This is a genomic window from Halobacillus shinanisalinarum (assembly GCF_022919835.1).
Lineage (GTDB): Bacteria > Bacillota > Bacilli > Bacillales > Halobacillaceae > Halobacillus_A > Halobacillus_A shinanisalinarum.
In genome coordinates, this window is record NZ_CP095074.1 from 4,693,634 (window position 1) to 4,718,898 (window position 25,265).

The 25,265-nt window shown below is 41.1% G+C and carries 23 protein-coding genes and 1 pseudogene; all 24 read left to right on the forward strand.

What is annotated here, in order from left to right; all coding sequences use genetic code 11:
- Window positions 1-10 precede the first annotated feature (10 nt).
- Window positions 11-928, forward strand: coding sequence for a polysaccharide deacetylase family protein (locus MUO14_RS23275; protein ID WP_244752865.1), 918 nt, complete (start codon window positions 11-13; stop codon window positions 926-928).
- A gap of 6 nt (window positions 929-934) precedes the next feature.
- A complete protein-coding gene (locus MUO14_RS23280) occupies window positions 935-1,159 on the forward strand; it encodes a YlmC/YmxH family sporulation protein (protein WP_244752866.1) in 225 nt (74 codons plus the stop codon).
- A 115-nt stretch (window positions 1,160-1,274) separates the two neighbouring features.
- Window positions 1,275-2,168 (forward strand): dipicolinic acid synthetase subunit A, encoded by an 894-nt coding sequence (dpaA, locus tag MUO14_RS23285; protein WP_244752867.1) that lies wholly within the window; start codon window positions 1,275-1,277, stop codon window positions 2,166-2,168.
- Complete coding sequence (locus MUO14_RS23290; RefSeq protein ID WP_244752868.1) at window positions 2,168-2,764, forward strand: dipicolinate synthase subunit B; 597 nt, start codon at window positions 2,168-2,170, stop codon at window positions 2,762-2,764. The genes dpaA and MUO14_RS23290 overlap by 1 nt, the downstream gene beginning before the upstream one ends.
- Window positions 2,765-2,870: 106 nt before the next feature.
- Window positions 2,871-3,917: an aspartate-semialdehyde dehydrogenase gene (gene asd, locus MUO14_RS23295; RefSeq protein WP_244752869.1), complete on the forward strand. Its 1,047-nt coding sequence runs from the start codon at window positions 2,871-2,873 to the stop codon at window positions 3,915-3,917.
- 24 nt (window positions 3,918-3,941) lie between these two features.
- Complete coding sequence (gene dapG, locus MUO14_RS23300; RefSeq protein ID WP_244752870.1) at window positions 3,942-5,162, forward strand: aspartate kinase; 1,221 nt, start codon at window positions 3,942-3,944, stop codon at window positions 5,160-5,162.
- 15 nt (window positions 5,163-5,177) lie between these two features.
- Window positions 5,178-6,047 (forward strand): 4-hydroxy-tetrahydrodipicolinate synthase, encoded by an 870-nt coding sequence (gene dapA, locus MUO14_RS23305; RefSeq protein ID WP_255822145.1) that lies wholly within the window; start codon window positions 5,178-5,180, stop codon window positions 6,045-6,047.
- A gap of 726 nt (window positions 6,048-6,773) precedes the next feature.
- Window positions 6,774-7,853 carry a cation efflux transmembrane domain-containing protein gene (locus MUO14_RS23310; RefSeq protein WP_244752871.1) on the forward strand — a complete coding sequence of 360 codons (1,080 nt, stop codon included), beginning with the start codon at window positions 6,774-6,776 and terminating at the stop codon, window positions 7,851-7,853.
- 446 nt (window positions 7,854-8,299) lie between these two features.
- A complete protein-coding gene (locus MUO14_RS23315; protein WP_244752872.1) occupies window positions 8,300-9,019 on the forward strand; it encodes a ClpP family protease in 720 nt (239 codons plus the stop codon).
- Window positions 9,016-9,222 carry a YlzJ-like family protein gene (locus MUO14_RS23320; protein WP_244752873.1) on the forward strand — a complete coding sequence of 69 codons (207 nt, stop codon included), beginning with the start codon at window positions 9,016-9,018 and terminating at the stop codon, window positions 9,220-9,222. The genes MUO14_RS23315 and MUO14_RS23320 overlap by 4 nt, the downstream gene beginning before the upstream one ends.
- 121 nt (window positions 9,223-9,343) lie before the next feature.
- Window positions 9,344-11,629, forward strand: a complete 2,286-nt coding sequence (locus tag MUO14_RS23325) for an FtsK/SpoIIIE family DNA translocase (RefSeq protein ID WP_244752874.1) — start codon at window positions 9,344-9,346, stop codon at window positions 11,627-11,629.
- Window positions 11,630-11,888: 259 nt separating this feature from the next.
- Window positions 11,889-12,614 carry a GntR family transcriptional regulator gene (locus MUO14_RS23330; RefSeq protein WP_244752875.1) on the forward strand — a complete coding sequence of 242 codons (726 nt, stop codon included), beginning with the start codon at window positions 11,889-11,891 and terminating at the stop codon, window positions 12,612-12,614.
- A 113-nt stretch (window positions 12,615-12,727) separates the two neighbouring features.
- The gene (locus tag MUO14_RS23335) at window positions 12,728-13,834 is read left to right on the forward strand and encodes a BMP family lipoprotein (protein WP_244752876.1); all 1,107 of its coding nucleotides are present in this window, start codon (window positions 12,728-12,730) and stop codon (window positions 13,832-13,834) included.
- Window positions 13,835-14,110: 276 nt separating this feature from the next.
- Complete coding sequence (locus MUO14_RS23340) at window positions 14,111-15,637, forward strand: ABC transporter ATP-binding protein (RefSeq protein ID WP_244752877.1); 1,527 nt, start codon at window positions 14,111-14,113, stop codon at window positions 15,635-15,637.
- Window positions 15,638-16,684 carry an ABC transporter permease gene (locus MUO14_RS23345; RefSeq protein ID WP_244752878.1) on the forward strand — a complete coding sequence of 349 codons (1,047 nt, stop codon included), beginning with the start codon at window positions 15,638-15,640 and terminating at the stop codon, window positions 16,682-16,684.
- Window positions 16,685-17,644 carry an ABC transporter permease gene (locus MUO14_RS23350; RefSeq protein ID WP_244752879.1) on the forward strand — a complete coding sequence of 320 codons (960 nt, stop codon included), beginning with the start codon at window positions 16,685-16,687 and terminating at the stop codon, window positions 17,642-17,644.
- Window positions 17,645-17,784: 140 nt separating this feature from the next.
- On the forward strand, window positions 17,785-19,071 hold the full coding sequence (gene yfmF, locus MUO14_RS23355) for an EF-P 5-aminopentanol modification-associated protein YfmF (RefSeq protein ID WP_244752880.1): 1,287 nt from the start codon (window positions 17,785-17,787) through the stop codon (window positions 19,069-19,071).
- The gene (yfmH, locus tag MUO14_RS23360; protein ID WP_244752881.1) at window positions 19,071-20,363 is read left to right on the forward strand and encodes an EF-P 5-aminopentanol modification-associated protein YfmH; all 1,293 of its coding nucleotides are present in this window, start codon (window positions 19,071-19,073) and stop codon (window positions 20,361-20,363) included. Before yfmF ends, yfmH begins: the two co-directional genes overlap by 1 nt.
- Entirely contained in the window at window positions 20,356-21,075 is a 720-nt protein-coding gene (gene ymfI / locus MUO14_RS23365) for an elongation factor P 5-aminopentanone reductase (RefSeq protein ID WP_244752882.1), read from the forward strand. The genes yfmH and ymfI overlap by 8 nt, the downstream gene beginning before the upstream one ends.
- A gap of 72 nt (window positions 21,076-21,147) precedes the next feature.
- On the forward strand, window positions 21,148-21,408 hold the full coding sequence (locus MUO14_RS23370) for a DUF3243 domain-containing protein (RefSeq protein WP_244752883.1): 261 nt from the start codon (window positions 21,148-21,150) through the stop codon (window positions 21,406-21,408).
- Window positions 21,409-21,609: 201 nt separating this feature from the next.
- Complete coding sequence (locus MUO14_RS23375; protein WP_244752884.1) at window positions 21,610-22,398, forward strand: DUF3388 domain-containing protein; 789 nt, start codon at window positions 21,610-21,612, stop codon at window positions 22,396-22,398.
- Window positions 22,399-22,416: 18 nt separating this feature from the next.
- Window positions 22,417-23,298 (forward strand): helix-turn-helix domain-containing protein, encoded by an 882-nt coding sequence (locus tag MUO14_RS23380; RefSeq protein WP_244752885.1) that lies wholly within the window; start codon window positions 22,417-22,419, stop codon window positions 23,296-23,298.
- 96 nt (window positions 23,299-23,394) lie between these two features.
- Window positions 23,395-23,972: pseudogene (pgsA, locus tag MUO14_RS23385) on the forward strand (CDP-diacylglycerol--glycerol-3-phosphate 3-phosphatidyltransferase).
- Window positions 23,969-25,198 (forward strand): competence/damage-inducible protein A, encoded by a 1,230-nt coding sequence (locus MUO14_RS23390; protein WP_244752886.1) that lies wholly within the window; start codon window positions 23,969-23,971, stop codon window positions 25,196-25,198. Before pgsA ends, MUO14_RS23390 begins: the two are co-directional and overlap by 4 nt.
- The last annotated feature ends 67 nt before the right edge of the window (window positions 25,199-25,265 follow it).

Here is a 25,265-nt window from a genome sequence, read left to right on the forward strand (position 1 = left end):
TGAATTTATTATGAACGGATACATAAAGCTTTTAGCTGCCGTACTACTTTTCTGTACATGCTATGCCATTTTCCAAATTTCAGATTCAAGCGTTCCTGTCTCTTCATCGAACGATTTATACGAACTTATTAAAAGCAAACAGGAGGACTACTACGTAAAACCTGAGGATGCACAAATTGATCCAGTATGGAAGAAAACACCTGGGATGAATGGCAGGAAAGTAAATGTAGTGGAATCTTATAAAAAAATGAAAAAAGACGGCAAGTTTAATGAAGATAAACTAGTCTTTGATCAGATATCACCGAAAGTTTCTTTAGATGACCTGGAAGCCTCTCCGATTTACCGCGGCCATCCTAATAAGGAGATGGTTTCTCTGCTGATTAATGTTTCCTGGGGTGCCGAATACATCCCTGAAATGATTGAAACGTTATCGAATCATCATGTTAAAGCTAACTTTTTTATCGATGGCGCGTTTGCTGCTAAACATAAGGAGCTTGTTCAAATGATTGAAGAAGAGGGACATTTGATTGGCAGTCACGGCTATAACCATAAAGATTTTGCCAAGATGTCAAAAGCCGCATCCTTAGCGAATCTAGAAAAAGCGAACGGCATTTTGTCTAGTTTAATTGACCAGGATGTGGAATGGTTTGCTCCACCTTCAGGAAGTTTTACGATGGCTGCTGTTGAGGCAGCGCGTGATCAGAATATGCATACAATCCTTTGGACAGTCGACTCCATAGATTGGAAAAACCCAACAGAAGAAGTGTTTCTCCATCGTATCACCAGCAAACTGCATAATGGGGCAACCATTTTATTGCACCCTACAGAAGTTACAGCAACGGGTCTCGGTGAATTGGTTACAGCTATTAAAGAAAACTATAAAATCGGCACCTTGAATGAATTGATGAGCGAAGAAAGAGGAGGATGATAAACGTTGCGACTAAGAGAACTTTCCCAGAAAGAAGTCATTGATGTTGAGGAAGGGAAGAAACTTGGAGTTCTTGGTAAAGCTGATTTAATTGTTGATCCAGACGGATTGATACAATCATTGATCATTTTAAACGAGGGGTTATTCAAAAGTCGTGATAGCATAGAGATCGATTGGAAGCAAATATCGATTATAGGTGAAGACACAATTTTATTAAAGAAACACCGTTAAAGGCTGCAGCTCAACGTTGCAGCTCTTTTTTTGTGCAAAATTTGCAAATCACTAAAGGTGGTTATCTGCATACGATAAAAGGAGATTACACCACTAAATAAAGGAGACATCCGGCATGCTTACAGGATATCATGTAGCGGTCATAGGGGGCGATGCCCGGCAAATCGAAATCATACGAAGATTACATGAGTGGGGTGTGCAAGTCTATTTAGCCGGATTTGACCAATTAAATGGGAGCTTTACAGAAGCGACTGAACTTGAATTTGACAGTGATCAGGTAGAAAGGCTTGATGCTGTCATTCTTCCTGTTTCAGGCATAGATGAAAATGGCTGTGTAGATGGCATTTTTACGAATCGCTCCATCCCATTAAAGGAAGAATGGTTAAGTCGTACCCCTGAGCATTGTTTAGTATTCACTGGAATTACTAACGAAGGGCTTACACAAATTGCTCATCATTCAAAAAGGGAACTCGTCCCGCTAATGGATCGTGATGACGTGGCAATATATAATTCGATACCAACAGTCGAAGGTACAATTATGATGGCGATCCAGCATACAGACTTCACCATTCACGGATCACGCGTACTACTTTTAGGTTTAGGAAGAGTCGGAATGAGTTTAGCGCGTTCTTTTGACCAATTAGGAGCAGACGTTACGGTAGCCGTTCATTCGTCAAAGGATGCTGCCAGGGCTTATGAAATGGGAATGACCCCGCTTGATATAGAGACGTTGCCATTACAAGACCTCACGTTTGATTTGGTACTCAATACAGTTCCTGCTTCTGTGGTCGATGCTTCAATTATTAAAAAGCTGCCGACCCATGCGTTAATCCTTGATATTGCTTCAAAGCCAGGCGGAACAGATTTTCGTTATGCAGAAAAAAGAGGAATTAAATCAATATTAGTTCCTGGTCTGCCCGGGATTGTGGCACCGAAAACAGCCGGGAGGATTATTGCAAATGTGATTTCACAGCAGTTGTTAAAAAGCAATCGAAAGGTGGATGACTAATGGTAAATTTAAAGGGTAAAAAAATAGGTTTTGGCTTAACAGGTTCACATTGTACCTATCATGAAGTGTTTCCTGTGCTGCAAGAACTTGTGGACCAAGGTGCAGACGTAATTCCAATTTTATCCCACACCGTCCAAAAAACAGACACACGATTTGGCGAAGCGGCAGAGCACTTGAAAACAATTGAGAAGATTACTGGAAAAGAAGCGATTATGACCATCCCTGATGCCGAACCTCTTGGTCCAAAGAATCCGCTTGATTGTATGGTGATTGCACCGATGACAGGGAACTCAACAAGTAAATTTGCCAACGCCCTGACTGATTCCCCCGTGTTAATGGCGGCAAAAGCAACATTAAGGAATGAAAGCCCGGTCGTGCTTGCCATTTCTACCAATGATGCTTTAGGGATGAATGGAATCAACATTATGAAGTTAATGGCGGCAAAAAACATTTACTTTGTTCCTTTAGGGCAAGATCACCCATATAAAAAGCCGAATTCACTTGTAGCAGATATGACATTCATTCCAAAAACAATTGAGGCAGCCATTTCTGGAAAGCAGCTCCAGCCCTTGTTGATTGAAAGATACTCGGAGTAATTCACTTTTTGATAACAGATGTGACAATAAATATGATAAAATAACACAATAGTGACTCGAAGACGATACAAATACACAAAGTTTAAATAGAGAAAGGGATATGATCATGAGTCATGCAACGACATACAATATTGCAGTAGTAGGTGCAACAGGTGCTGTAGGACAAAAAATGCTGGAAACACTGGAAGACAGGAATTTTCCTATAAATGAATTGAAACTATTATCTTCAAGTCGTTCCGCTGGTAAAAAAGTGATGTTTAAAGGAACGGAATATACAGTGGAAGAAGCGACACCTGAGAGCTTTGAAAAGGTCGATATTGCCTTGTTCTCTGCCGGAGGGTCTGTATCACAAAAACTTGCTCCTGAAGCTGTAAAACGAGGTGCTCTTGTAATCGATAACACAAGTGCTTACCGAATGGATGAGAATGTGCCTCTAGTCGTACCGGAAGTTAATGAGGACGACATTAAGAACCATAAGGGCATCATTGCCAATCCAAACTGTTCAACGATTCAAATGGTGGCTGCCCTTGAGCCAATTAAACAACATTTTGGCATGAATCGTATCATTGTTTCGACCTATCAAGCGGTTTCCGGTGCTGGTAATGAAGCAGCTGAAGAGCTCCGTGAGCAATCACAATCGTTTTTAAACGGGGGAGACTTGGAAGCTAGCATCCTACCAGTTAAAGGTGATGAGAAACACTATCCGATCGCATTTAATGCATTGCCGCAAATTGATAAATTTCAGGAGAACGGGTACACGTTTGAAGAAATGAAAATGATTAATGAAACGAAGAAGATCATGCACACACCTGCTCTTCATATTTCAGCTACGTGTGTTCGCTTGCCATTGTTTACTTCCCATGCAGAAAGTGTGTATGTCGAGGTAGAGAAGAATGATGTTACGGTCCAACAACTGAAAGATCTTATTGGGAAAGCTCCAGGTGTGGTGCTTGAAGACGATCCAGCGACACAAGTCTATCCTACACCGTTAAGCTCGGCTGGAAAACGTGATGTATTTGTAGGCCGTATCCGTAAAGATCTCGACCATGAGAATGGATTTCATCTTTGGGTAGTTTCTGATAATCTATTAAAAGGAGCTGCCTGGAATTCAGTTCAGATCGCTGAACGAGTCGTTGCCAATCAATGGCTGTAAATCTAATAGGTTGAGGTGTCTACATTGAAATTACTCGTACAAAAATTTGGAGGGACGTCGGTCCGTGATAAAGAAAGCAGATCACGGGCCATTTCCCATATTAAAAAGGCTCGAGAAGAAGGATACAAAGTTGTCGTTACGGTCTCTGCGATGGGACGCAAAGGTGACCCTTATGCAACAGATACATTACTTGATTTGATCGAATTCCCTCATACGAACGTATCCGAACGCGAACAGGATATGCTATTGTCATGCGGGGAAACGATATCATCCGTAGTTTTTTCAAATGAACTTACTTCAGAAGGGATCACATCTGCTGCATTAACTGGTGCCCAAGCCGGTTTTTTAACGACGGACGATTTTACACGGGCGAAGATTTTGCGCATGGATCCCACAAGGATTTTAGCAGAACTTGAAAAAAGTGATGTCGTCATTGTAGCTGGCTTTCAAGGAAAAACAGAGGTAGGGGATACAACTACAATCGGCCGCGGAGGTAGTGATACGAGTGCTGCTGCACTCGGTGCTGCGCTCAATGCGGATTACATTGATATTTTTACAGATGTCGAAGGAATTATGACGGCAGACCCAAGATTAGTGGAATCGGCACGTGCTCTTCACGTGGTAACATATAATGAAATTTGTAACCTTGCTTATCAAGGAGCGAAGGTTATTCACCCGCGTGCCGTTGAAATTGCGATGCACGCAAAAGTACCGATTCGTGTACGATCCACCTATTCAGATTTACCTGGAACACTTGTGGCCGCATCAAAAGAAGGCGAGGCAGGTAACGACCTTCCCGATCGCCTCGTGACAGGAATTGCCCATATGTCCGGGATCACTCAAATTAAGGTTCAGTCAAAAGAAGATCCATCAAGACTGCAATCGGAAGTATTTAAGTCCATGGCTGAAGCAAACATTTCGGTAGATTTTATTAACATTTCACCGAGCGGAGTGATCTACACGATTGATGGAATATTTACTGAGAGAGCGGTCGACATTCTAAACAATCTTGGTTATGAACCAGAAGTAAAAGAAGGCTGTGCGAAAGTATCGACCGTTGGAGCGGGCATCACAGGGGTTCCTGGTGTGACTGCTGAAATCGTTCAGACCTTAATTGAACGTGGTGTGCAAATTCTGCAATCCGCGGATTCACATACGACGATTTGGGTACTGATAAAAGAAGAAGATTTAATTGAAGCCGTCAATGCCCTGCATGATATCTTTCAATTGAATATGGAACAATGAAAGGGGATTTAGGACGTGGATTTTGGTAAAGTACTAACAGCTATGGTGACACCCTTTGATACCCACGGAAACATTGATCTAAATAAAACATCGACATTAGTGGATTATTTAATCGATCATGGGACAGAAGGGTTAGTTGTGGCTGGAACAACAGGAGAATCACCAACACTTACTTCAGAAGAAAAAGTGGCTCTTTGGGAGCATGTGGTCAAAGTTGTCAACGGCAGAATTCCAGTCATTGCAGGCAGCGGCAGTAATAATACGCAAGCTTCCATCGAGCTCTCAAAGAAAGCTGAGAAAGCTTCTGTAGATGCCATCATGCTCGTTGCCCCATATTACAATAAGCCGAGTCAACGTGGACTCTATGAACATTTTAAAACGATAGCCGAATCCGTCAATAAACCTGTCATGTTATATAACGTCCCCGGGCGCACAGCTGTTCGAATGGATGCTGAAACCATTGTTGAACTTTCTAAAATAGACAATATTGTTTCGGTCAAAGAAGCGACAGGAGACTTAGATGCAGTTGCTCAGATCATTGAAAGCACAGATGACTCGTTTTCACTCTATAGTGGAGATGACAATATGACATTGCCGATTTATGCAATTGGCGGGAATGGTATCGTATCTGTTTCAGCACATGTTGTTGGACGTGAAATGCGTGATATGCTTAAGTTATTTGATGAAGGAAAAACGAGGGAGGCTGCAGCGCTTCACCGGAAACTTATTCCGGTTTTGAAAGGGATGTTCAGCGCTCCTTCTCCAACCCCAATCAAAACGGCTCTTCAAATGAAAGGGCTTGATACGGGCGGAGTCAGGCTTCCTTTAGTTCCGCTTACTCCAGATGAAAGAAAAGTGATTCAACAATTGGTGGATTCGATTTAATAAGGGTCAGCAGCTTGTGATATCGGCTGCTGACTTTTTGTTTTAGTTTTTATTCCGACTTTCTGATATCCGGCAATACGACATGTACTAGCGTTTGAATTATGTAGAAGGCAATTCAGTTGAAGAAGTAGAATATTCGAACGTTGAATTAGAGAATATTGCAGTAGGAGTACAAAGTCCGTGATCTTCAAGTCGTGAAATTTCTGTATATGCAAGCTTTAGTGAAATAGCACTTGCTTTAGGATATGGTATATTGGGTTCAAATGCAGGAAGCTACGATGCTAGTGGACTTATTCATTAGGGCTTAGTGTTTTCAAGCATAAAAAGGAGGCTTCCAGTATTGATAGGATCAAGTAATACACAAAAAGATATTATTTACCCCCCTGTAGTGGGTATTGGGTCGGCATTACTATATGCTTTTATAAGTCAGGAATTATATTGGCCTATGATGATAGGGATCTTTCTAGGAACAAATATTGGAATATATTTAGCTTTTATAAGACCTCGTAGAAAAAAGGAGAAAGAAAATAAATAGGTTTTTACAATTTCAGACACATAGAAACCCCACCAACAAAACACGGACGACATACACTAAGGCATCATTCAGAAAACCTTTAGTTTTTTAACATTTTATGATAAAGGGTCTATAAGGTCTAAGACAAGATGGCTAATACCGAAATACTCGAGCTAATCTAATTAGAGCAAATAAATTGAGGAGTTTAGTTAATGAGTGATCATTGGGAAACATGTCAACCGACTACATATGACTTTGTCCATTCTCTGATGGATGAAATAAAATATATCTTAGTTGATAACTTAATTGGGTTATATTTACATGGCTCGCTGGCTATGGGAGGTTTTAACCCTGCAAACAGTGATATCGACCTTTTAGGAGTAACTAGAGTTCCGTTGGCAAATGAGGATGTCTTGAAGTTGAAAAAGTTACTCTTGAAGAAATCGAATCAACCTTTTCCAATTGAAATAAGCTTTTTGAATAAGAAGCAACTGAGAGAGTGGCAGCATCCTAGCCAGTTTGACTTCCATTTTAGTGAATTTTGGAGAAATGACTTTGAGAATCAATCAAAACTTGGAGCAGTATTGATAGTTGGCATTTTGGCATATGAAACGGTAAAGAAAGGTATTCACCATATTATTAACCCCCCTGAATCTGGTTCATGGTTTTGGTTAAACATATCCGTCCTAGGGGTCGCAGCAATATTAGAGTCTGTTGTTTTGTTAAAAGCGATGAGAGAAATAACCAGGGACATGGCTGGTGGTGATATAAAAGGATTTAAAGTTGTGACGGAAAGTTTCAAAAATATGGGTGATGCGAAACCAGCAACAAAGCTTGTATTTCTGGAAGATATGGTGGCTACAGGTGGCGCGGTGATCGCCATTTTATCCATCGTTATTGGAACATACACACCTTTTCATGAAGCAGAAGGATATGCCTCAGTTCTCATTGGTCTTATGTTGTTTTATGTCGTAGGACGAGTTTTCCTTGATAATGCTGCTGGTGTTTTAGGTGTTTCTGATGAAAAAATGGAGAAGAAAATTGGTGAGCTTGTTTTTGCAGAAACTCATGTGAAAGATATACAAGAGCTAATGGTGATTAAAGAAGGCGAGGAGTTACATGTGGAACTAAAGGTAGAATTTGATCCAGACATGTCAATAGCAAAGGCTGCCGATGTTCTGGATGACATTGAGAAAAAGATATTGAATGAGAAAGGCGTAACAGAGGTGATCATTGAGTCTGACAAGGATGATAAGGTTCGGAGTTGGAACAATTCAGGGGAAGGCACTTAATATACGAGAAGCCTAAATGGCCTCCTATCTCATGTATAAATTAAGAAGTAGTTCTAATTTTAGAGAATATCAACTACTGAACTACTCCCCACTTAATTTTTGAAAATTTTACGTAACAGACGGGTTTCCTGTCACAACTTCATATCCTCAGTTTTCAAAGAGCATCTGTACAGGAATATCACACAACGGAAACAAGTGTTCGTTTATGTGGATAAGCGATTCATCTCCATTGAGCTATCCCCTCCACATTCCTTGAGGTGGGAGTCTTGTCGCTTAAAAGCGATAAAAGGAAAACGAATTATTACATAAACATGCGCTTGCTAAGCCCACACGATGTGCTTTGTTCGGTCCTTCAGACGGGAGTAACGGACCTTTCCGCTTTTCTTGGTATGTCCTTGCTTGTTCTGTCTCATACTAAGAAAAAGTGTGAAAGGGGCAAATGAATCATGAAAGAGAAAGAACAACAAGAAGAGAATGATCAGTCTAAATCATCGCTTGTAGATAAGATACAACAGCTTGGCCAGTCCAATGTTCCACAGCCTGGAGATTCAAATATTCATGTACTTCCAATTATTGGACAGGTGGAAGGCCATGTGCAGCTTCCGTCGCAAAACAAAACGACCAAGTACGAGCATCTTATTCCACAGCTAATCGCTATTGAACAAAACCCAAAAATTGAAGGGTTAGTTGTTTTGTTAAATACGGTAGGTGGAGACGTTGAAGCAGGGCTTGCGATATCAGAAATGATCGCATCGTTATCCAAACCTTCCGTTTCGATCGTGCTTGGAGGCGGTCATTCGATTGGTGTCCCTATTGCTGTGGCATCCGATTATTCGTTCATTGCAGAAACGGCAACGATGACCATTCACCCGATTAGAATGAATGGATTAGTCATAGGGGTGCCGCAAACCTTTGAATACATGGAAAAAATGCAGGATCGTGTCATAAATTTTGTTACTCGTCATTCGAATATTGAGGAAGAAGCTTTTAAGGAACTCATGTTTGATAAAGGAAACTTAACACGTGATATTGGAACAAACGTTGTCGGCCAACAGGCTGTTGACGTTGGTTTAATTGACGATGTAGGTGGAGTCCAGCAGGCAATGGCTAAACTTAATGAATTTATTAATAATCAAAAAGGAAATCAAGAGCAGGTGATCCAATGATTTTGTACACCCCTTTAAGTGAACATGACATCTTTCCACAGGAGAATAAAGATGGAGAAGTCGTTTATGAGAACCATAAAAATTGCAAAGTAAAGTGCTTGGATCAAGGGGATGGCAAGAAACAAATTATTCAAGTGTTATCTACAAATCCGAGTGATTATATGGATCCTACTTTACAGCCAGGACAATGGCTGGATTCGTAACAAATGCCTGCCTATGCTATAATAAGGTAAGATAGAATGGAATTCGAGATGTCGCTTTTACTACGTTGCAGTAGCAAGCGACATCTTGTTCTTTTCAGTGGCATAGGAGGTGTATAGATCAATGGCTAAGAAGAAAAAAACAAAGAATAAATCAAGGAAAAAACGGTCAGCATGGAAGGAGCAAGTTAAACTTGAACTGATTGGGTTATTGTTTTTGTTTATTGCCGTATTTGGGAGCGGTGCCTCTGTTATTAGTGATGGTGCAATCCCGGAAGGCTTAGAACACTTTTGGCAATTTATATTTGGGGTATGGTATTTTGTTGCTTCTCTATTTTTCCTGATTACAGGGATTTATTTAATGGTTAAACGGAAATGGCCATATTTTCTACATAAACGGATGATTGGGTTATTTTTTATTTTTACGTCTCTGCTGCTGTTTACACACGTTGAAACATTGGCAGATGATTTACAAAATGGAACTGGATCAGTAGTTGGACTGACATGGGATCGCTTAATCGGAGTGATGGCAGATGAGGCACCTATTACGAGTATTGGCGGCGGTCTAGTCGGAGCTTTTCTTTTGCTCATCACTTATTATTTATTTTCATCGATAGGAGCCATTATCGTTTCTATATTTTTGTTTCTTGTCGGCACTATGTTTGTTACCGAACGTTCAATTGGTGACTTGCTTGCAAAAATAGGTGCTAAGTTAAAGGAAATGTACATCCATGCTCGAGAGCAATATAAAACGGATAAGGAGTCTAAAAAAACGGTAAGGAAACAGCCTAAAGATGAAGCTGCCAGCACGGTCGATGTGATCGAAAACAATCAAACTGATATAGAAGAAGAGTATCCTGAGCCGATCATTCAGGATTTCACTGAGCAGGCCTATCAAAAACCACAGGAAAATGAACCTAAGGCAAGTGATGCGCAAGAGGAACAGGCCCTAGAAAAGTCAGTGTCGACAGCTGAGCTTGAAAATCCGGACTATAAATTGCCCGGTATGGACCTCCTTGATGAACCGACATCGAGCCCCCAGAGTCAGGGCCGTTCACATATTCAAGCAACAGTCAGAAAGCTTGAAAAAACGTTCCAAAGCTTCGGTGTAAAAGCAAAAGTTACGAAGGTTCATGTTGGCCCGGCCGTTACGAAATATGAAGTTTATCCAGATGTCGGTGTAAAGGTCAGCAAAATCGTCAACCTTAATGACGACCTCGCCCTAGCGCTTGCAGCAAAAGATATTCGGATTGAAGCACCAATTCCTGGAAAATCAGCTGTAGGAATTGAAGTGCCAAACACGGAAGTCTCGATGGTCTCTTTACGTGAAGTACTTGAGACGGGCAGAGCGAAGCCGGATGCCAAACTCAACTTTGCTTTAGGGCGAGATATTTCTGGTGAGGCCGTGATGGCCGAACTGAATAAAATGCCACACCTGCTTGTGGCTGGCGCGACAGGCAGCGGAAAAAGTGTCTGTATAAATGGGATTATTACCAGTGTACTGATGCGAGCAAAGCCTCATGAAGTGAAGATGATGATGATCGATCCTAAGAAGGTGGAACTGAATGTGTACAATGGGATTCCACATTTATTAGCACCTGTTGTAACCGATCCTAAGAAAGCTTCAAGGGCATTAATGAAGGTTGTTTCAGAGATGGAAAGGCGATATGATTTGTTCTCTGATTCTGGGACAAGAAATATAGAAGGATACAATGAATATATTCGTAAGCATAATAAAGAGAATGAGGACGATCAGCCGTTTTTACCATACATCATTGTGCTCGTTGATGAATTGGCTGACTTAATGATGGTTGCTTCTAATGATGTCGAAGATGCGATTACTCGCTTGGCGCAAATGGCGCGTGCAGCAGGAATACATTTGATTATTGCGACTCAACGTCCATCTGTTGATGTTATCACAGGAGTCATTAAAGCGAATATTCCTTCCCGTATTGCGTTTAGTGTTTCTTCACAAACAGATTCGAGAACGATTTTGGATTCGGGTGGAGCTGAGAAACTGCTTGGTCGAGGTGATATGCTGTTTACCCCCGTAGGTTCTGGAAAACCAACGCGGGTCCAGGGCGCCTTTTTGTCAGATGAAGAAGTCGAACGGGTCGTCGATTTCTGTGTCGAACAACAGAAAGCCCAATACCAAGAAGAGATGATTCCTGAAGAAGAAAGTGAAGTAAAACAGGAAGTGGATGATGATCTCTATCCAGATGCCGTGCAAATGGTTATTGAAATGCAAAGTGCAAGTGTTTCCATGATTCAACGCCGGTTCAGAGTAGGCTATACTCGGGCGGCACGATTAATAGATGCCATGGAAGACAATGGCATTGTAGGTCCGTACGAAGGAAGTAAACCTAGAAACGTCCTTGTATCTGAAATAAAAGAAGAGCAATCGAGCTAAACTGTCGTACTGATGTACGGCAGTTTTTTTTAGGTGGGTAGTTGCTGTCTTTTACAATTTAAAATGAGCGCTTCATTTTTCACACTAAAATAAAGAGTCTAAAAATTCGAATTAAACAAACATGTACTTTATTCGATAAAAATGTCCTAATTCTATTTATTTATTTTGATAATAGTGTTATATTATTCACGAATATGATGTGTCGAACGTCAGATGTCAGATCTCTTACCTATAGGCAATTAGACTTGGAGTGAAGGTTATGTCGATCAGGCAAGATACTCGTCATCTGTATTTACAGGTGATCGAGCAAGTTAAGCGCGATATTGAGAATGGTATCTTTCTTGAAAAAGAAAAGCTTCCATCAGAGTTTGAGCTTTCCAAAACCTTAGGTGTTTCAAGAGCTACTTTACGAGAAGCCTTGAGAATTCTTGAGGAGGAAGGTGTTGTAACGAGAAGACATGGTGTAGGTACTTTTGTAAACCCTAAGCCTGTTTTCACATCTGGAATCGAAGAACTGGACAGTGTGACCGGGATGATTAAAAAATCCGGCATGACGCCAGGGTCCCAGTACCTTTCAGCGGAACTTGTAGAGCCGACTGAGGATGACCGTAAACGGTTTACACCTGTTGACTTACATAAACTAGCAAGGGTGGAACGAGTACGTACAGCTGATCAACAACCTGTTGTTTATTGTACAGACAGAATCCCTGAAGGACTTATTCCACTAGAACAGGTTAGAGAAGCAGACTCTCTATTCGGCGTCTTAGAAAGGTACACAGGAAAAACGATCAGCTATGCTGTTACTCATATTGAACCCATCGGCTATCATGAAAAAATTTCGCCGATATTGAACAGTGAACCTGATCAAGCCTTATTATTATTGAAACAGATGCATTATACGAAAGAAGATGAGCCTATCCTGCTATCCTCCAACTACTTCAGAGCAGATAAGTTTAGCTTCCATGTGTTAAGAAAAAGAGTGTAAGGGTTTTCAATAGTATGTAACATTTTGAGGGAGGTGAGGCAGGCCGCTGCCAGGGGGCTAAAAATTTTTGTCCGTTTGAATTTTCTTAATACTTAACAAATTAGGGGGTATTCATGTTGAAGAATCGTCGCTTTCTATTCGTTTTTGCACTATTACTGTCTTTAGGTTTGGTTCTTGCAGCTTGTGGAGGAGCTTCTAATGAAGAAGCTTCAAGTGAAGGTGAAGGAGAATCTAGTGAAGGTGGAAGCACAGATTTCTCTGTGGCCATGGTTACAGATGTGGGCGGGGTGGATGATAAGTCATTTAACCAATCTGCATGGGAAGGTCTACAAGCTTTTGGTGAAGAAAATGGTCTTACCGAGGATGAAGGTTTTGACTATGCACAGTCAGAAAGTGATGCTGACTATACTACAAACTTAAATCGTCTTGTTCGTAAAGATTACAACCTTATTTTCGGTATTGGCTACCTTTTGCAGCCTGCGATTAAAGAGGTTGCCGGCCAATACCCAGACACAAACTTTTCAATTGTTGATGCTGTAGCTGAGGGAGATAATATTGCTAGTATCACTTTCAAAGAGCACCAGGGTTCGTTTTTAGCTGGGGTAGCTGCAGCACACAAAACGGAATCGAATCAAATTGGTTTTGTCGGCGGGGTAGATGGAGATCTAATTAATAAGTTTGAATCGGGCTACGTTGCAGGTGCTAAATCCGTAAATCCTGATATTGAAGTGGATGTACAGTATGCGGAAAGCTTTGCAGCTGCGGACAAAGGAAAACTGATTGCTTCAAATATGTATTCTAAAGGTATCGATGTGATTTACCATGCTTCAGGTGCTACAGGGAACGGTGTATTTGCCCAGGCAAAAGACATTAAGAAAAACAATCCAGAGCAGGGCGTATGGGTGATTGGTGTAGACCGTAACCAGCATGAAGAAGGCCAAATCGGCGAAAGCAATGTAACACTTACTTCAATGGTTAAACGTGTTGATATCGCTGTTCAAGACGTAGCTACACAAGCTATGAATGGCGAATTCCCTGGTGGAGAAGTCATTGAGTACGGTTTAGCAGATGATGCCATCAGCATCGCACGTACAAATGAGGAAGCGCTAACAGAGGACATTCTTTCAGCAGTCGAAGAATGGAAAACGAAGATTGTTAACGGTGATGTAGACGTACCGAGCACGCGTGATGAACTAAAAACATATGTAGATTCATTGTAATAAAGTGGGGGGGAGGTTTAGACCTGGACTGTCTAGGTAACAAAGTTTTCCCTTCCAGCTGAACTATAAAACAGAGGCGGGATAGATCATTACGTTGTAAAACTAGATACTTCTTTCATTAAGAAAGCTTGGCTTTTGGGGCTGGTGGAACATCAGTCTCAAAAGCCGAAATATGAAATCATCAAATGAAGAGCATGTTCCGGCCCTCTTCATTTGATGATTTTTTCAAGACAAATGAGTAATGGATTTTGGTTAATAGAGAGTGGGGGAGAAGAAATGGATTACGTTATAGAGATGCTCAATATTCGTAAAGAGTTTCCCGGTGTTGTAGCAAATAATAATGTCACACTTCAAGTGAAAAAAGGTGAAATTCATGCGTTGCTGGGGGAAAATGGTGCTGGGAAATCTACATTGATGAACGTATTGTTTGGTCTCTACCAGCCGGAAAGAGGCGAGATTCGCGTGAAAGGTAAAAAAGCTGCCATTACAGACCCAAATATCGCGAACAAGCTGGGGATTGGAATGGTACACCAACATTTTATGCTCGTAGATACGTTCACAGTAACTGAAAATATTGTGCTTGGGAGCGAACCGCGTAAAGGCGCGTTAGTTGATATTAAAAAAGCTGAAAAGCAAGTGAAAGAACTGTCAGAGCGTTATGGTTTAAATGTGGATCCAAAAGCTAAAATCCGTAATATTTCTGTAGGTATGCAGCAGCGTGTGGAGATTTTGAAAACGCTTTATCGAGGTGCAGATATTTTAATCCTTGATGAACCGACGGCTGTTTTAACCCCTCAAGAAATTAAAGAACTGATTGGAATTATGCAAAGCCTAATACATGAGGGGAAATCGATTATATTGATCACCCATAAACTTAAAGAGATAATGGAAGTTTGTGATCGGTGTACGGTTATTAGAAAAGGTGAGGGTATAGGAACAGTTGATGTGAAGGATACAGATCCAAATGAATTAGCTTCTCTTATGGTCGGTCGTGAAGTTACTTTTTCAACTGAGAAAACAAAGTCAGATCCTAAAGAAATCTATTTATCTATTAAAGATTTGCGTGTCAAAGATGTACGTGGGGTGGAGATGGTTAAAGACTTGAATCTTGAGGTCAGGGCAGGGGAAATTGTAGGCATAGCCGGAGTAGACGGCAATGGTCAGTCTGAGTTAATTGAAGCGATTACCGGCCTGCGTAAAAGTACTTCAGGTCAAATTGCTTTACATGATAAAGTGATCAGCAACTTATCACCACGTAAAGTTACCCAGTCAGGTATTTCCCATATCCCTCAGGATCGTCATAAGTTTGGTCTGGTATTAGATTTTCCGATTGGTGAAAATATGGTCCTTCAGACGTACTATCAGGAACCTTTCTCGAAAAAAGGAGTTATGAATTACAAAAACATTTATCAAAAGGCTCAATCACTCATAAAAGAATATGATGTGCGCACACCTGACGAATACACGAAGGCACGTGCTCTTTCAGGCGGTAACCAGCAGAAGGCGATCATCGGTCGTGAGGTCGATCGTTCACCAGACTTAATTATCGCTGCCCAGCCGACGCGTGGACTTGACGTTGGAGCGATTGAATTTATCCATAAAAAATTAATTGAAGAACGAGATAAAGGCAGAGCAGTATTGCTTCTTTCCTTTGAATTAGATGAAATTATGAATTTAAGTGATCGTATCGCTGTTATGTTCGATGGTCAAATCGTTGCTGATGTCAAGCCTGAAGAAACGGATGAACAAAAACTAGGTCTTCTTATGGCAGGGAACACGGTTGAGAAAGCAGGTGCTGAGTAGATGTTTTCAAATCGAACAGTAAACATTTTAATACCGATTATTTCGGTGCTGTTAGGCTTGCTTTCCGGTGCGATTATCATGCTTGCCTTTGGCTATAACCCGATTGCTGGCTATGCAGCCCTTTGGAATGGCGCCTTTGGAGATTTGTATTTCTTTGGTGAAACGCTTAGACAGGTGACACCATATATTCTCTCAGGACTTGCGGTTGCTTTTGCCCTGCGAACCGGTTTATTAAACATCGGTGTAGAAGGGCAAGTATTTGTAGGTTGGCTTGCGTCGGTTTGGGTCGGGGTAGCCTTTGAGCTTCCAGGCATTATCCATTTGCCGCTAGCTATTTTTGCTGCTGCCTTGGCGGGTGCTTTTTGGGGCTTCATTCCAGGGATTTTAAAAGCAAAGCTAGGCGTACATGAGGTTATTGTAACGATCATGATGAACTACATTGCGTTATATGTTACCAATGAAATCGTTCGAAATGTGATAACAGACGGGGAAGATAAAACAGAAAGAATTGCGGAGACAGCTTCGCTTGCTTCTCCCTGGCTAGCTGAAATGACATTTTATTCCCGCCTTCATTATGGGCTGCTTATCGCCCTGTTCGTAGCTTTTATTATGTGGTTCCTTTTGAATAAAACGACAACAGGATTTGAATTACGTTCGGTTGGTTTTAACCAAAATGCGTCACAGTATGCAGGGATGAATGTAAGTAGAAACATTATTTTAGCTATGGTCATCTCAGGCGCATTTGCGGGTCTTGCCGGCGCAATGGAAGGGCTTGGCACATTTGGGTATCTTTCTGTGAAATCCGGGTTTACCAATATTGGATTTGATGGAATTGCTGTAGCGTTGCTCGGTGCCAACACGGCGCTTGGGGTAGTGTTAGCTGCCTTCTTATTCGGTACATTAAAAATTGGTGCCTTAAACATGCCGACAGCCTCCGGGGTACCAACAGAGCTTGTTGAGATTGTTATTGCCTTAATTATATTTTTCGTAGCTTCAAGCTATATAATTCGTTGGATCATCCTGCGCTTTAAGAAGGAGGGAAAATAAATGAGCTTCTTTGAGATACTACAATCCATTATTCCGCAAGCCGTATTCTTTGCGGCCCCTCTTATCTTTACTGCTTTAGGCGGTGTGTTCAGTGAACGCTCGGGGATTATAAATATCGGTCTTGAAGGATTAATGGTTATGGGGGCTTTTGTCGGAATTGTCTTTAACCTGGCGTTTGTCGATGTATTTGGGAACTGGACACCATGGGTTTCCATCTTAGTAGCCATGGTTGTATCAGCTATTTTCGCTCTTGCCCATGCGGTTGCATCGATTACGTTTCGGGCAGATCAAGTAGTCAGTGGCGTAGCGATGAACTTCCTGGCTTTAGGGATCGGATTATTTTTAACGAAACAATGGTATGATAAAGGGCAGACGGATATGGTTGAACGTCCATTTTATACAACAGATATTCCTGTATTAAGTAAAATCCCGATTATTGGTGATTTATTCTTTTCAGGCATGTATTTAACTTCCTATTTAGCTATTATATTGGCATTCGTTGCCTGGTTCATCTTATTTAAAACACCATTTGGCTTGCGCTTACGATCTGTTGGTGAACATCCGATGGCGGCAGATACAAACGGGATTAACGTATATGGCATGCGGTATGTTGCCGTTATGATCTCTGGTGCTTTAGGCGGGCTAGGTGGATCAGTTTTCGCTTTAACGATTGCTTTAAACTTTTCTCATGCTACGATAGTTGGGCAAGGGTTTATGTCTCTTGCAGCTGTTATCTTTGGAAAATGGCATCCTTTGGGGGCGCTTGGGGCTGCTTTGTTCTTTGGCTTCGCGCAAAGCTTAAGTATTGTTGGTTCAGGTATTCCATTATTAAGTGATGTACCACAAATTTTCTTATTGATTGCTCCATATGTGCTGACCATCCTAGCTTTAGCAGGATTTATTGGGCGAGCAGAAGCGCCTAAAGCACTTGGAGATTCCTATATTAAAGGAAATCGTTAATTCATTTGCCCGGTACGATGGTGCCGGGTTTTATTTTTTACTTTTGCGTTTATTTATCTTAGCATAAGAATTAACCTCATATGGATGAATAAATGGAAGTACGTTCATAATATAAGAGTAATGATGAGGAGGATGGAAAAATGAAGATAACGAAAGAAACAGTACACAATAAACAAGGGTACAGATTACATATTTTACCGACAACAAAATATAAGACGGTTTCGATTGTAGCGAAATTTAAAGCACCGCTTAAAAGAGAGGGGATAACAGAGAGAGCTCTATTACCTCATGTTCTTCACAAAGCAACAAATAAGCTTCCCAATGTAAGGAAACTGCAATCTGCTTTAGAGGATCTGTATGGCACAGGCTTTTCAAGTGATGGATCAAAAAAAGGTGAAAACCATGTCATCTCGTTTCGGATGGAAGTGGTTAATGAATCTTACTTGAATGAGAGTGAACCAATCTTAGAAAAAGCATTAAATATTTTTCATGACGTTTTATTTGATCCAAAAGTGGTGGATGGCGGTTTTGATGAAACGATTGTTAATAGAGAAAAGCAGACACTTGAACAAAAGATTACATCTATTAAAGATGATAAAATGAGTTATGCCAACTTACGCCTAATCGACCATATGTGTGAAGGTGAGCCTTACTCTCTTCATGTGCACGGATATCTTGATGATTTACAGAAGATAACAGCAAAGTCCTTATATGAATATTACCAGTCGATGATAAAAAATGATGAACTGGATGTATATGTCATTGGGGAAGTAAATGATACAGAAATGGATGCCCTTGCAGACCAAACGTTTGCACGTGGAGATAGTGATAATCGCAGTGGTCATCAGGATTCAAAATCGATTACTCCAACTGAAGCAAAAGAAATTGTTGAACGTGAAGAAGTAAAACAAGGTAAGCTTCACATTGGTTATCGTACGCATACTAATTTTGGGGATGATGACTATTTCGCTTTGCAAATTTTTAATGGTTTGTTCGGAGGTTTTCCTAGCTCCAAGTTATTTATGAATGTGCGGGAAAAACACAGCCTCGCCTATTATGCTGCGTCACGCTTTGAAAGTCATAAAGGACTGTTACTCGTTTTCAGTGGAGTTGACCCGAAAGATTATGATCAAGCCAAGTCGATCATCTTAGAACAGATGGAAGCTATGAAACAAGGGGATTTCACACCAGAACAAGTAGAGGATGGGAAAGAGCAGGTCGTGAACCAACTTCAAGAAACAATGGACAATGCGAACGGTTTGATTGAAGTGTTATATCACCAAATGCTCTCAGGTACTGAAATTCCAGCCCATGAACTTATGGAAAACATTCGAAAGGTAACAAAAGAAGATGTAGTCAAAGTCGCCGAAAAAATTGAACTTGATACGATTTACTTCTTAACGAGTCAAGAGGGAGGGGAAGCATAATGGATGCGTTAACATATAAACAACTGAATGAAACGGTGTATCAGGAAACGATGGATAATGGGTTAAAAGTATTTTTGCTTTCTAAGCCCGAGATGGCCAAGACATTCGGTATTTTCACAACAAATTACGGGTCTATTGACCAAACCTTTACACCAATCGGGAAAGATGAAAAGGTTACGGTTCCCGAGGGGATTGCTCACTTTTTAGAACATAAGCTATTTGAAAAAGAAGACCGTGATGTATTCCAGGATTTCACTAAACAGGGAGCGTCAGCAAACGCCTTTACTTCTTTTACGAAAACGGCTTACTTGTTTTCAGCTACAAGTCAAATTGAAAAAAATGTGGAGACTCTGTTAGATTTCGTACAAGATCCCTATTTTTCTGAAGAATCTGTTGAAAAAGAGAAAGGGATAATCAGCCAAGAGATTCGTATGTATGATGATCAACCAGATTGGCGATCCTTTTTCGGGACGATTCAAAGCTTATATCATAAGCATCCGGTTAAAGTTGATATTGCGGGGACGGTTGACTCGATTCAAGATATTACGAAGGATGACCTTTACACGTGTTATGAAACGTTCTATCATCCGTCCAACATGGTCCTATTTGTTGCAGGTAACATCGACCCGGAAAAAATGATGGATCAAATTCGCACCAACCAAAATAGCAAGGAGTTTAAGCAGATTCCTACTATCGAACGCTCCTATCCTGACGAGCCTGTTGCTGTGGCAAAGACAGAGGGTTCGATTACAATGCCTGTCACGACAGCCAAAGCAATGATAGGTGTAAAAGAAGATGTTTCCTCCCTTACAGGCGAAGAGCTGCTGCGTGCAGAATTGTTATCAGGAATGATTCTTGACTTTTACTTCTCTAAAAGCGGCGCATTCTATGAACAGCTTTATAAAGAAGATTTAATTGATGCCAGTTTCCAATATGAAACAGAATTGGACCGTCAATTCGGCTTTACGATTCTCGGCGGGGATTCAAGGAAGCCAGATGAGTTGGTGAAGCGTGTGAAAGAAATGTTGCATCAACTGAGAGAAGAACGCATTTCTGAAGAAGATTTTAAACGAATGAAACGTAAAAAGATCGGTCAATTCATGAGAGCACTGAATTCTTTAGAGTTTATTGCCAATCAATTCACTCATTATCATACGTTAGGGGTAGATTTATTCAATGTCCTTCCAGTGATTGAATCATTAACAACAGAAGACGTAGATCATTACGTTGAAAACTGGATTAAAGACGAGTGTATTTCTGTATTCCAGGTGAAACCACAATCTAATGCTTAAGCGTTGTTTAATTATCGGGGCAAGTGGTGAGATCGGTTGTGAAACAACAGAATTATTGGCGGCGGAAGGATATGAAGTAGCTGCACATTTCCATTCAAATATCCGTGCAATAGATGAATTAAAGCAGCGGGTACCAAGTGAGAAGTGGCTAGGGGCATATCAGGGAGACTTGTCCACAGCGGGCGGGTTGGATGACTTGATTAACAAGCTCCCTTCAAGCTTCGATGCAGTCGTTTTTGCTCAAGGAAACCACTCCAAGAAGCTGTTGCAAGACCTTAGCTCTACAGAGATGGATCAGATGTATTATGTGCATGTCAAATCATTATGGCTGATCACAAACAAATTGTTGCCTTCTATGATTTCAAGCAAATCGGGGGCCATTGTTGTAGTGTCTTCCGTTTGGGGTGAAGAAGGAGCAAGCACAGAGGTGGTATATAGCTCTGTTAAAGGGGCGCAAATCAGCTTTGTTAAAGGATTAGCAAAAGAAACAGCGCCAAGCAACATTCGCGTGAATGCCGTAACGCCGGGATTAATTGCAACAAAAATGAATGACCACCTGTCTTCTGAGGATATGAATATGGTGAAAAGTGAAATTCCACTGGGCCGCCTCGGGACATGTGAAGAGGTAGCCCAGGCGATTTTATTTTTATTGAATAAACAGTCAAGTTATATTACAGGACACACCCTCCGAGTAAACGGCGGCTGGTATTAAAAATTGTGTATAGAAACATTCCCTCCACCTCATACTAAGAATGAAAAAAATCTACAGTAGGAGGTAACAAGAATGTCTGTACTTGACAACTTCGATTCTTTTAAATCTTTCCTTGGTGATCGTCTAAATCAAGCAGAGGGACAAGGGATGAACAAGAACTCTGTAAATGAAATCGCTTATGAAATTGGTGATTATTTATCCAACAATGTGGATGCTAAAAATGACCAAGAAACTGTGCTTCATGAGTTATGGAGTGTTGCTGACGATAAAGAGCAGCACGCTATTGCTAACATGATGGTTAAACTTGTTCAAAATAACGGACAACAACAGTAATTAGACAAAAACCGCCACAGATCCTTCTGGGCGGTTTTTAAAATTTGCTTTTGGCAGCTGATCTTCGTCTAACGTTTGTGAAATTTACAAGATATGTTTGGTTCCAGTCTTTCTTATTAGGGCAAAATCATTTATGATAGATAGAGGGATAATGAATTTTATTTTGGCAAAATGCGACATTTTTTCCAGAGGAGATGTGTCATGGAGAAAAAAGAATGGTATTTAGAGTATGAAATCCAGTATAATCGTCCAGGGCTGCTTGGGGATATTTCGTCACTTCTTGGGATGATGGCGATTAATATTGTTACAATAAACGGAGTTGAAAATTCTCATCGCGGCATGCTGCTGCTTTGTAAAGAGGAAGACCAAATTACCCGGCTTCGGTCGATATTAAATACAATGGACACCATTAAAATAACGAAATTACGCAAGCCGAAATTGAGGGATCGTTTAGCGGTAAGACACGGTCGGTATATACATAGTGATATCGATGATAGGAAAACCTTCCGTTTCAACCGTGAGGATCTTGGATTGTTGGTTGACTTTATGGCAGAACTGTTTATGAAAAAAGGCCATAAACTGATTGGAATTCGGGGCATGCCGCGGGTCGGAAAAACAGAATCGATCGTTGCAGCTAGTGTATCTGCAAATAAACGCTGGTTGTTTGTCTCGAGTACATTGCTGAAACAGACAGTAAGGAATCAGCTAATAGAAGAGGAATACAATGAAGATAATTTATATATCATAGATGGCATCGTTTCTGCAAAACGAGCCAATGAGAGACATTGGCAGCTTGTAAGAGAAATTATGCGTCTTCCCGCAACTAAGGTGATCGAGCATCCGGACATTTTCGTTCAAGAAACCGAGTATAAAATGGATGACTTTGATTATATTATCGAGCTGAGAAGTAATGAAGATGAAGAAATAACTTATGAGCCAGTGGAGAAGCAGGGGATGAAGGAAGACGGCTTTTCTATGTTTGATTTTTAAAAATGGATGGTGTTACACATGGAGATAGGATCTCGACTTAGAGAAGCTCGAGAGGGAAAGCAGTTAACGCTTGAAGAAATACAAAGTACGACAAAGATTCAAAAAAGATATCTTCAAGCAATTGAAAACAACGAATTCGGGACACTCCCTGGAAAATTTTATACACGGGCTTTCATTAGAGAATATGCTTCTGCGGTTGGCCTCAACCCTGAACAGGTGATGGAAGAGCATAGCAGTGAGCTCCCTTCTACAGAAGAAGAGCCTGCTGTCACATACAGTCGTGTGCAAAGGTCGAAAAGTGAGTCATCCTCAAATAAAGCTGGTGGTTTTGCCAAAGCTTTTCCGCGAATTATATCGATCGTATTAATTATTGGAGCTTTATTTGCCTTTTACTATTTTTATACAGAAGCAACGAATTCTAATGAAGGTACGACACAAACGGAAAGTGAAGACCAGGTAGATGTGAAAACGAGCACGGAAGCTCAAGTGCCTGATTCTGAAGATAGTCAGCAACAAGAAGGATCCAGTGACCAGCCGGAAGAGGAGAAGAAAGAACCGGCTGAGGAAGAGCCAGCTCTTGAAGCGAATCTTGTAGAAACAGGTACTGGTTCATTCCCTGAGCATACGTATGAAATCACTGGTGCTGAGGAAAGAGAGCTTACTATTGAATTTTCAGGCAAGTCTTATTTAGCAGTTACAGCCCCACAAGGCGGTGAGGATCTTATCACCGCTAAGGAATATTCTGCGAGCGATGAGGCTGTGAATGTGGACGTATCCGAGTATGATCAAGTTTATATCCGTACAGGGTCAGCTCCTGGGCTGACTGTGAAAATTAATGATGAAGTGATTGAATTTCCAGCAGATGTTGTAACACAAAAACTAGTAATCAATTTTAAATAAACAGATGAACATGATGCTGTCCTTTAAATGGATGGGGTATTCCTTTTATCCCATGAAGGACAGCTTTCTGTTTTTACGATAGGAGTGGAAGTACAATTGAATTTACCAAATAAGATTACATTATCAAGAATTTTTCTTATTCCAATTTTCATTATTTTAATGAGTGTTCCTTTTCAATGGGGAAGCTTTCAAATGGGCGACCAATCACTGCCCATCTCCCATTTAGCTGGTGCATTGCTGTTTATTATTGCCTCTACAACGGATTGGATTGATGGATATATCGCACGTAAATATAATCTGGTTACCAATTTAGGGAAATTCCTTGATCCGCTGGCGGATAAGTTGCTAGTAAGCGCTGCTTTGATTCTGTTAGTGGAGATAGGTCTGGCTCCGGCTTGGATTGTCATTTTAATTATCAGTCGTGAATTTGCCGTCACAGGATTGCGGCTAGTGGCTGCAGGGAAGGTAGTGTTCTCGCTGCCAGTCAGATGGGAAAACTCAAAACTTGGATTCAAATTGTTGCGATCTCCATTCTTTTACTGCACAATTGGCCGCTCGCATACGTCGGCTTTCCCCTTGGACAGATTGCCTTGTATGCCGCTTTAATTATTACGGTTGTTTCAGGGTATGATTATTTCGTAAAAAATTGGCACGTTATGAGAGGTTCAAAATGAGAACTGAAATTATTGCCGTAGGTACAGAGCTTTTATTAGGGCAAATCGCAAATACGAATGCTCAGTGGATTTCAAAAAAACTAGCTAAGTATGGAGCACCCGTGTATTTTCATGGTGTGGTAGGAGATAACATGGAACGCGCCATTAAAACATTTGAGGTGGCTAGTGAACGCTCGGACGTGATTATCGTTACAGGAGGACTTGGCCCTACAGAGGACGATTTAACACGTGATGCAGTGAAACCTTTGTTGAAACAGAACTTAGTGATTCATGAAAACACACTTGCGAAAATCGAGTCTGTTTATAGGAAGAACAACCGTCAGATGACAACGAATAATCGTAAGCAGGCATTGGTGTTCGAACATGCCAGTGTATTGGCAAATGCGGAAGGGATGGCTCCAGGGCAACTGGTTAAACATGATCAGACTTTATTTGTCTTTCTTCCTGGGGTCCCTTCTGAGATGAAAAGTTTAATGGAAGAGCATGTTCTGCCTTATCTAATTGATGTTTTTCAATTAGAGTCAGAAATTGTTTCAGAAATGCTCAGGTTTATAGGCATTGGCGAATCAACACTTGAGCATAAACTAGAAGATATCATCAAACATCAGCAAGACCCGACGATTGCCCCTCTTGCTGCAGAAGGAGAGGTTGGCTTAAGGCTCACGGCTTCAGGAGCGAATGCAAAAGCTAAGATTGCCGCCTTAAAAGCGGACGTTTTGCAAAGGGTCGGCAGGTATTATTATGGCAGTGACGATATGACAATCGAAGAAAAAGTTAGGGATCTGCTTAAGGCCAAAGGGATGACACTAGGCTCTGCTGAGAGCCTGACAGGCGGTAAGTTTATCGAACGACTCATAGCACTGCCCGGAGCATCGGCTGTCTGCGAAGGTGGCCTTGTTGCTTATACGGCTCAAGCAAAAGAGAGTGTGATTGGCGTATCCGCTGATCTTATTAAGCAACATGGAACGATTAGTGAGGAATGTGCAAAAGCAATGGCTACACAGGCGCAAAAACGTCTCAGTGTAGAGGCAGCGATTAGCTTTACAGGAGTAGCAGGTCCAGACAATAGTGAAGGCCAGGAGCCGGGTGTAGTTTACATTGCTCTTCAAATTGGAGGGCAAGACCCAATTGTTGAAAGACATCATTTTGAAGGCGGAAGAGATAACGTTCGCACACGTGCTGTAAAAAAAGGGTATGAAATTATTTTTCATCACTTGAAAAAGTAGTTATCCATTACCCATGAGAGGAATATCTGCTCTTTTGCTATAGAAAAATGTAAAAGTAGCATAGGGA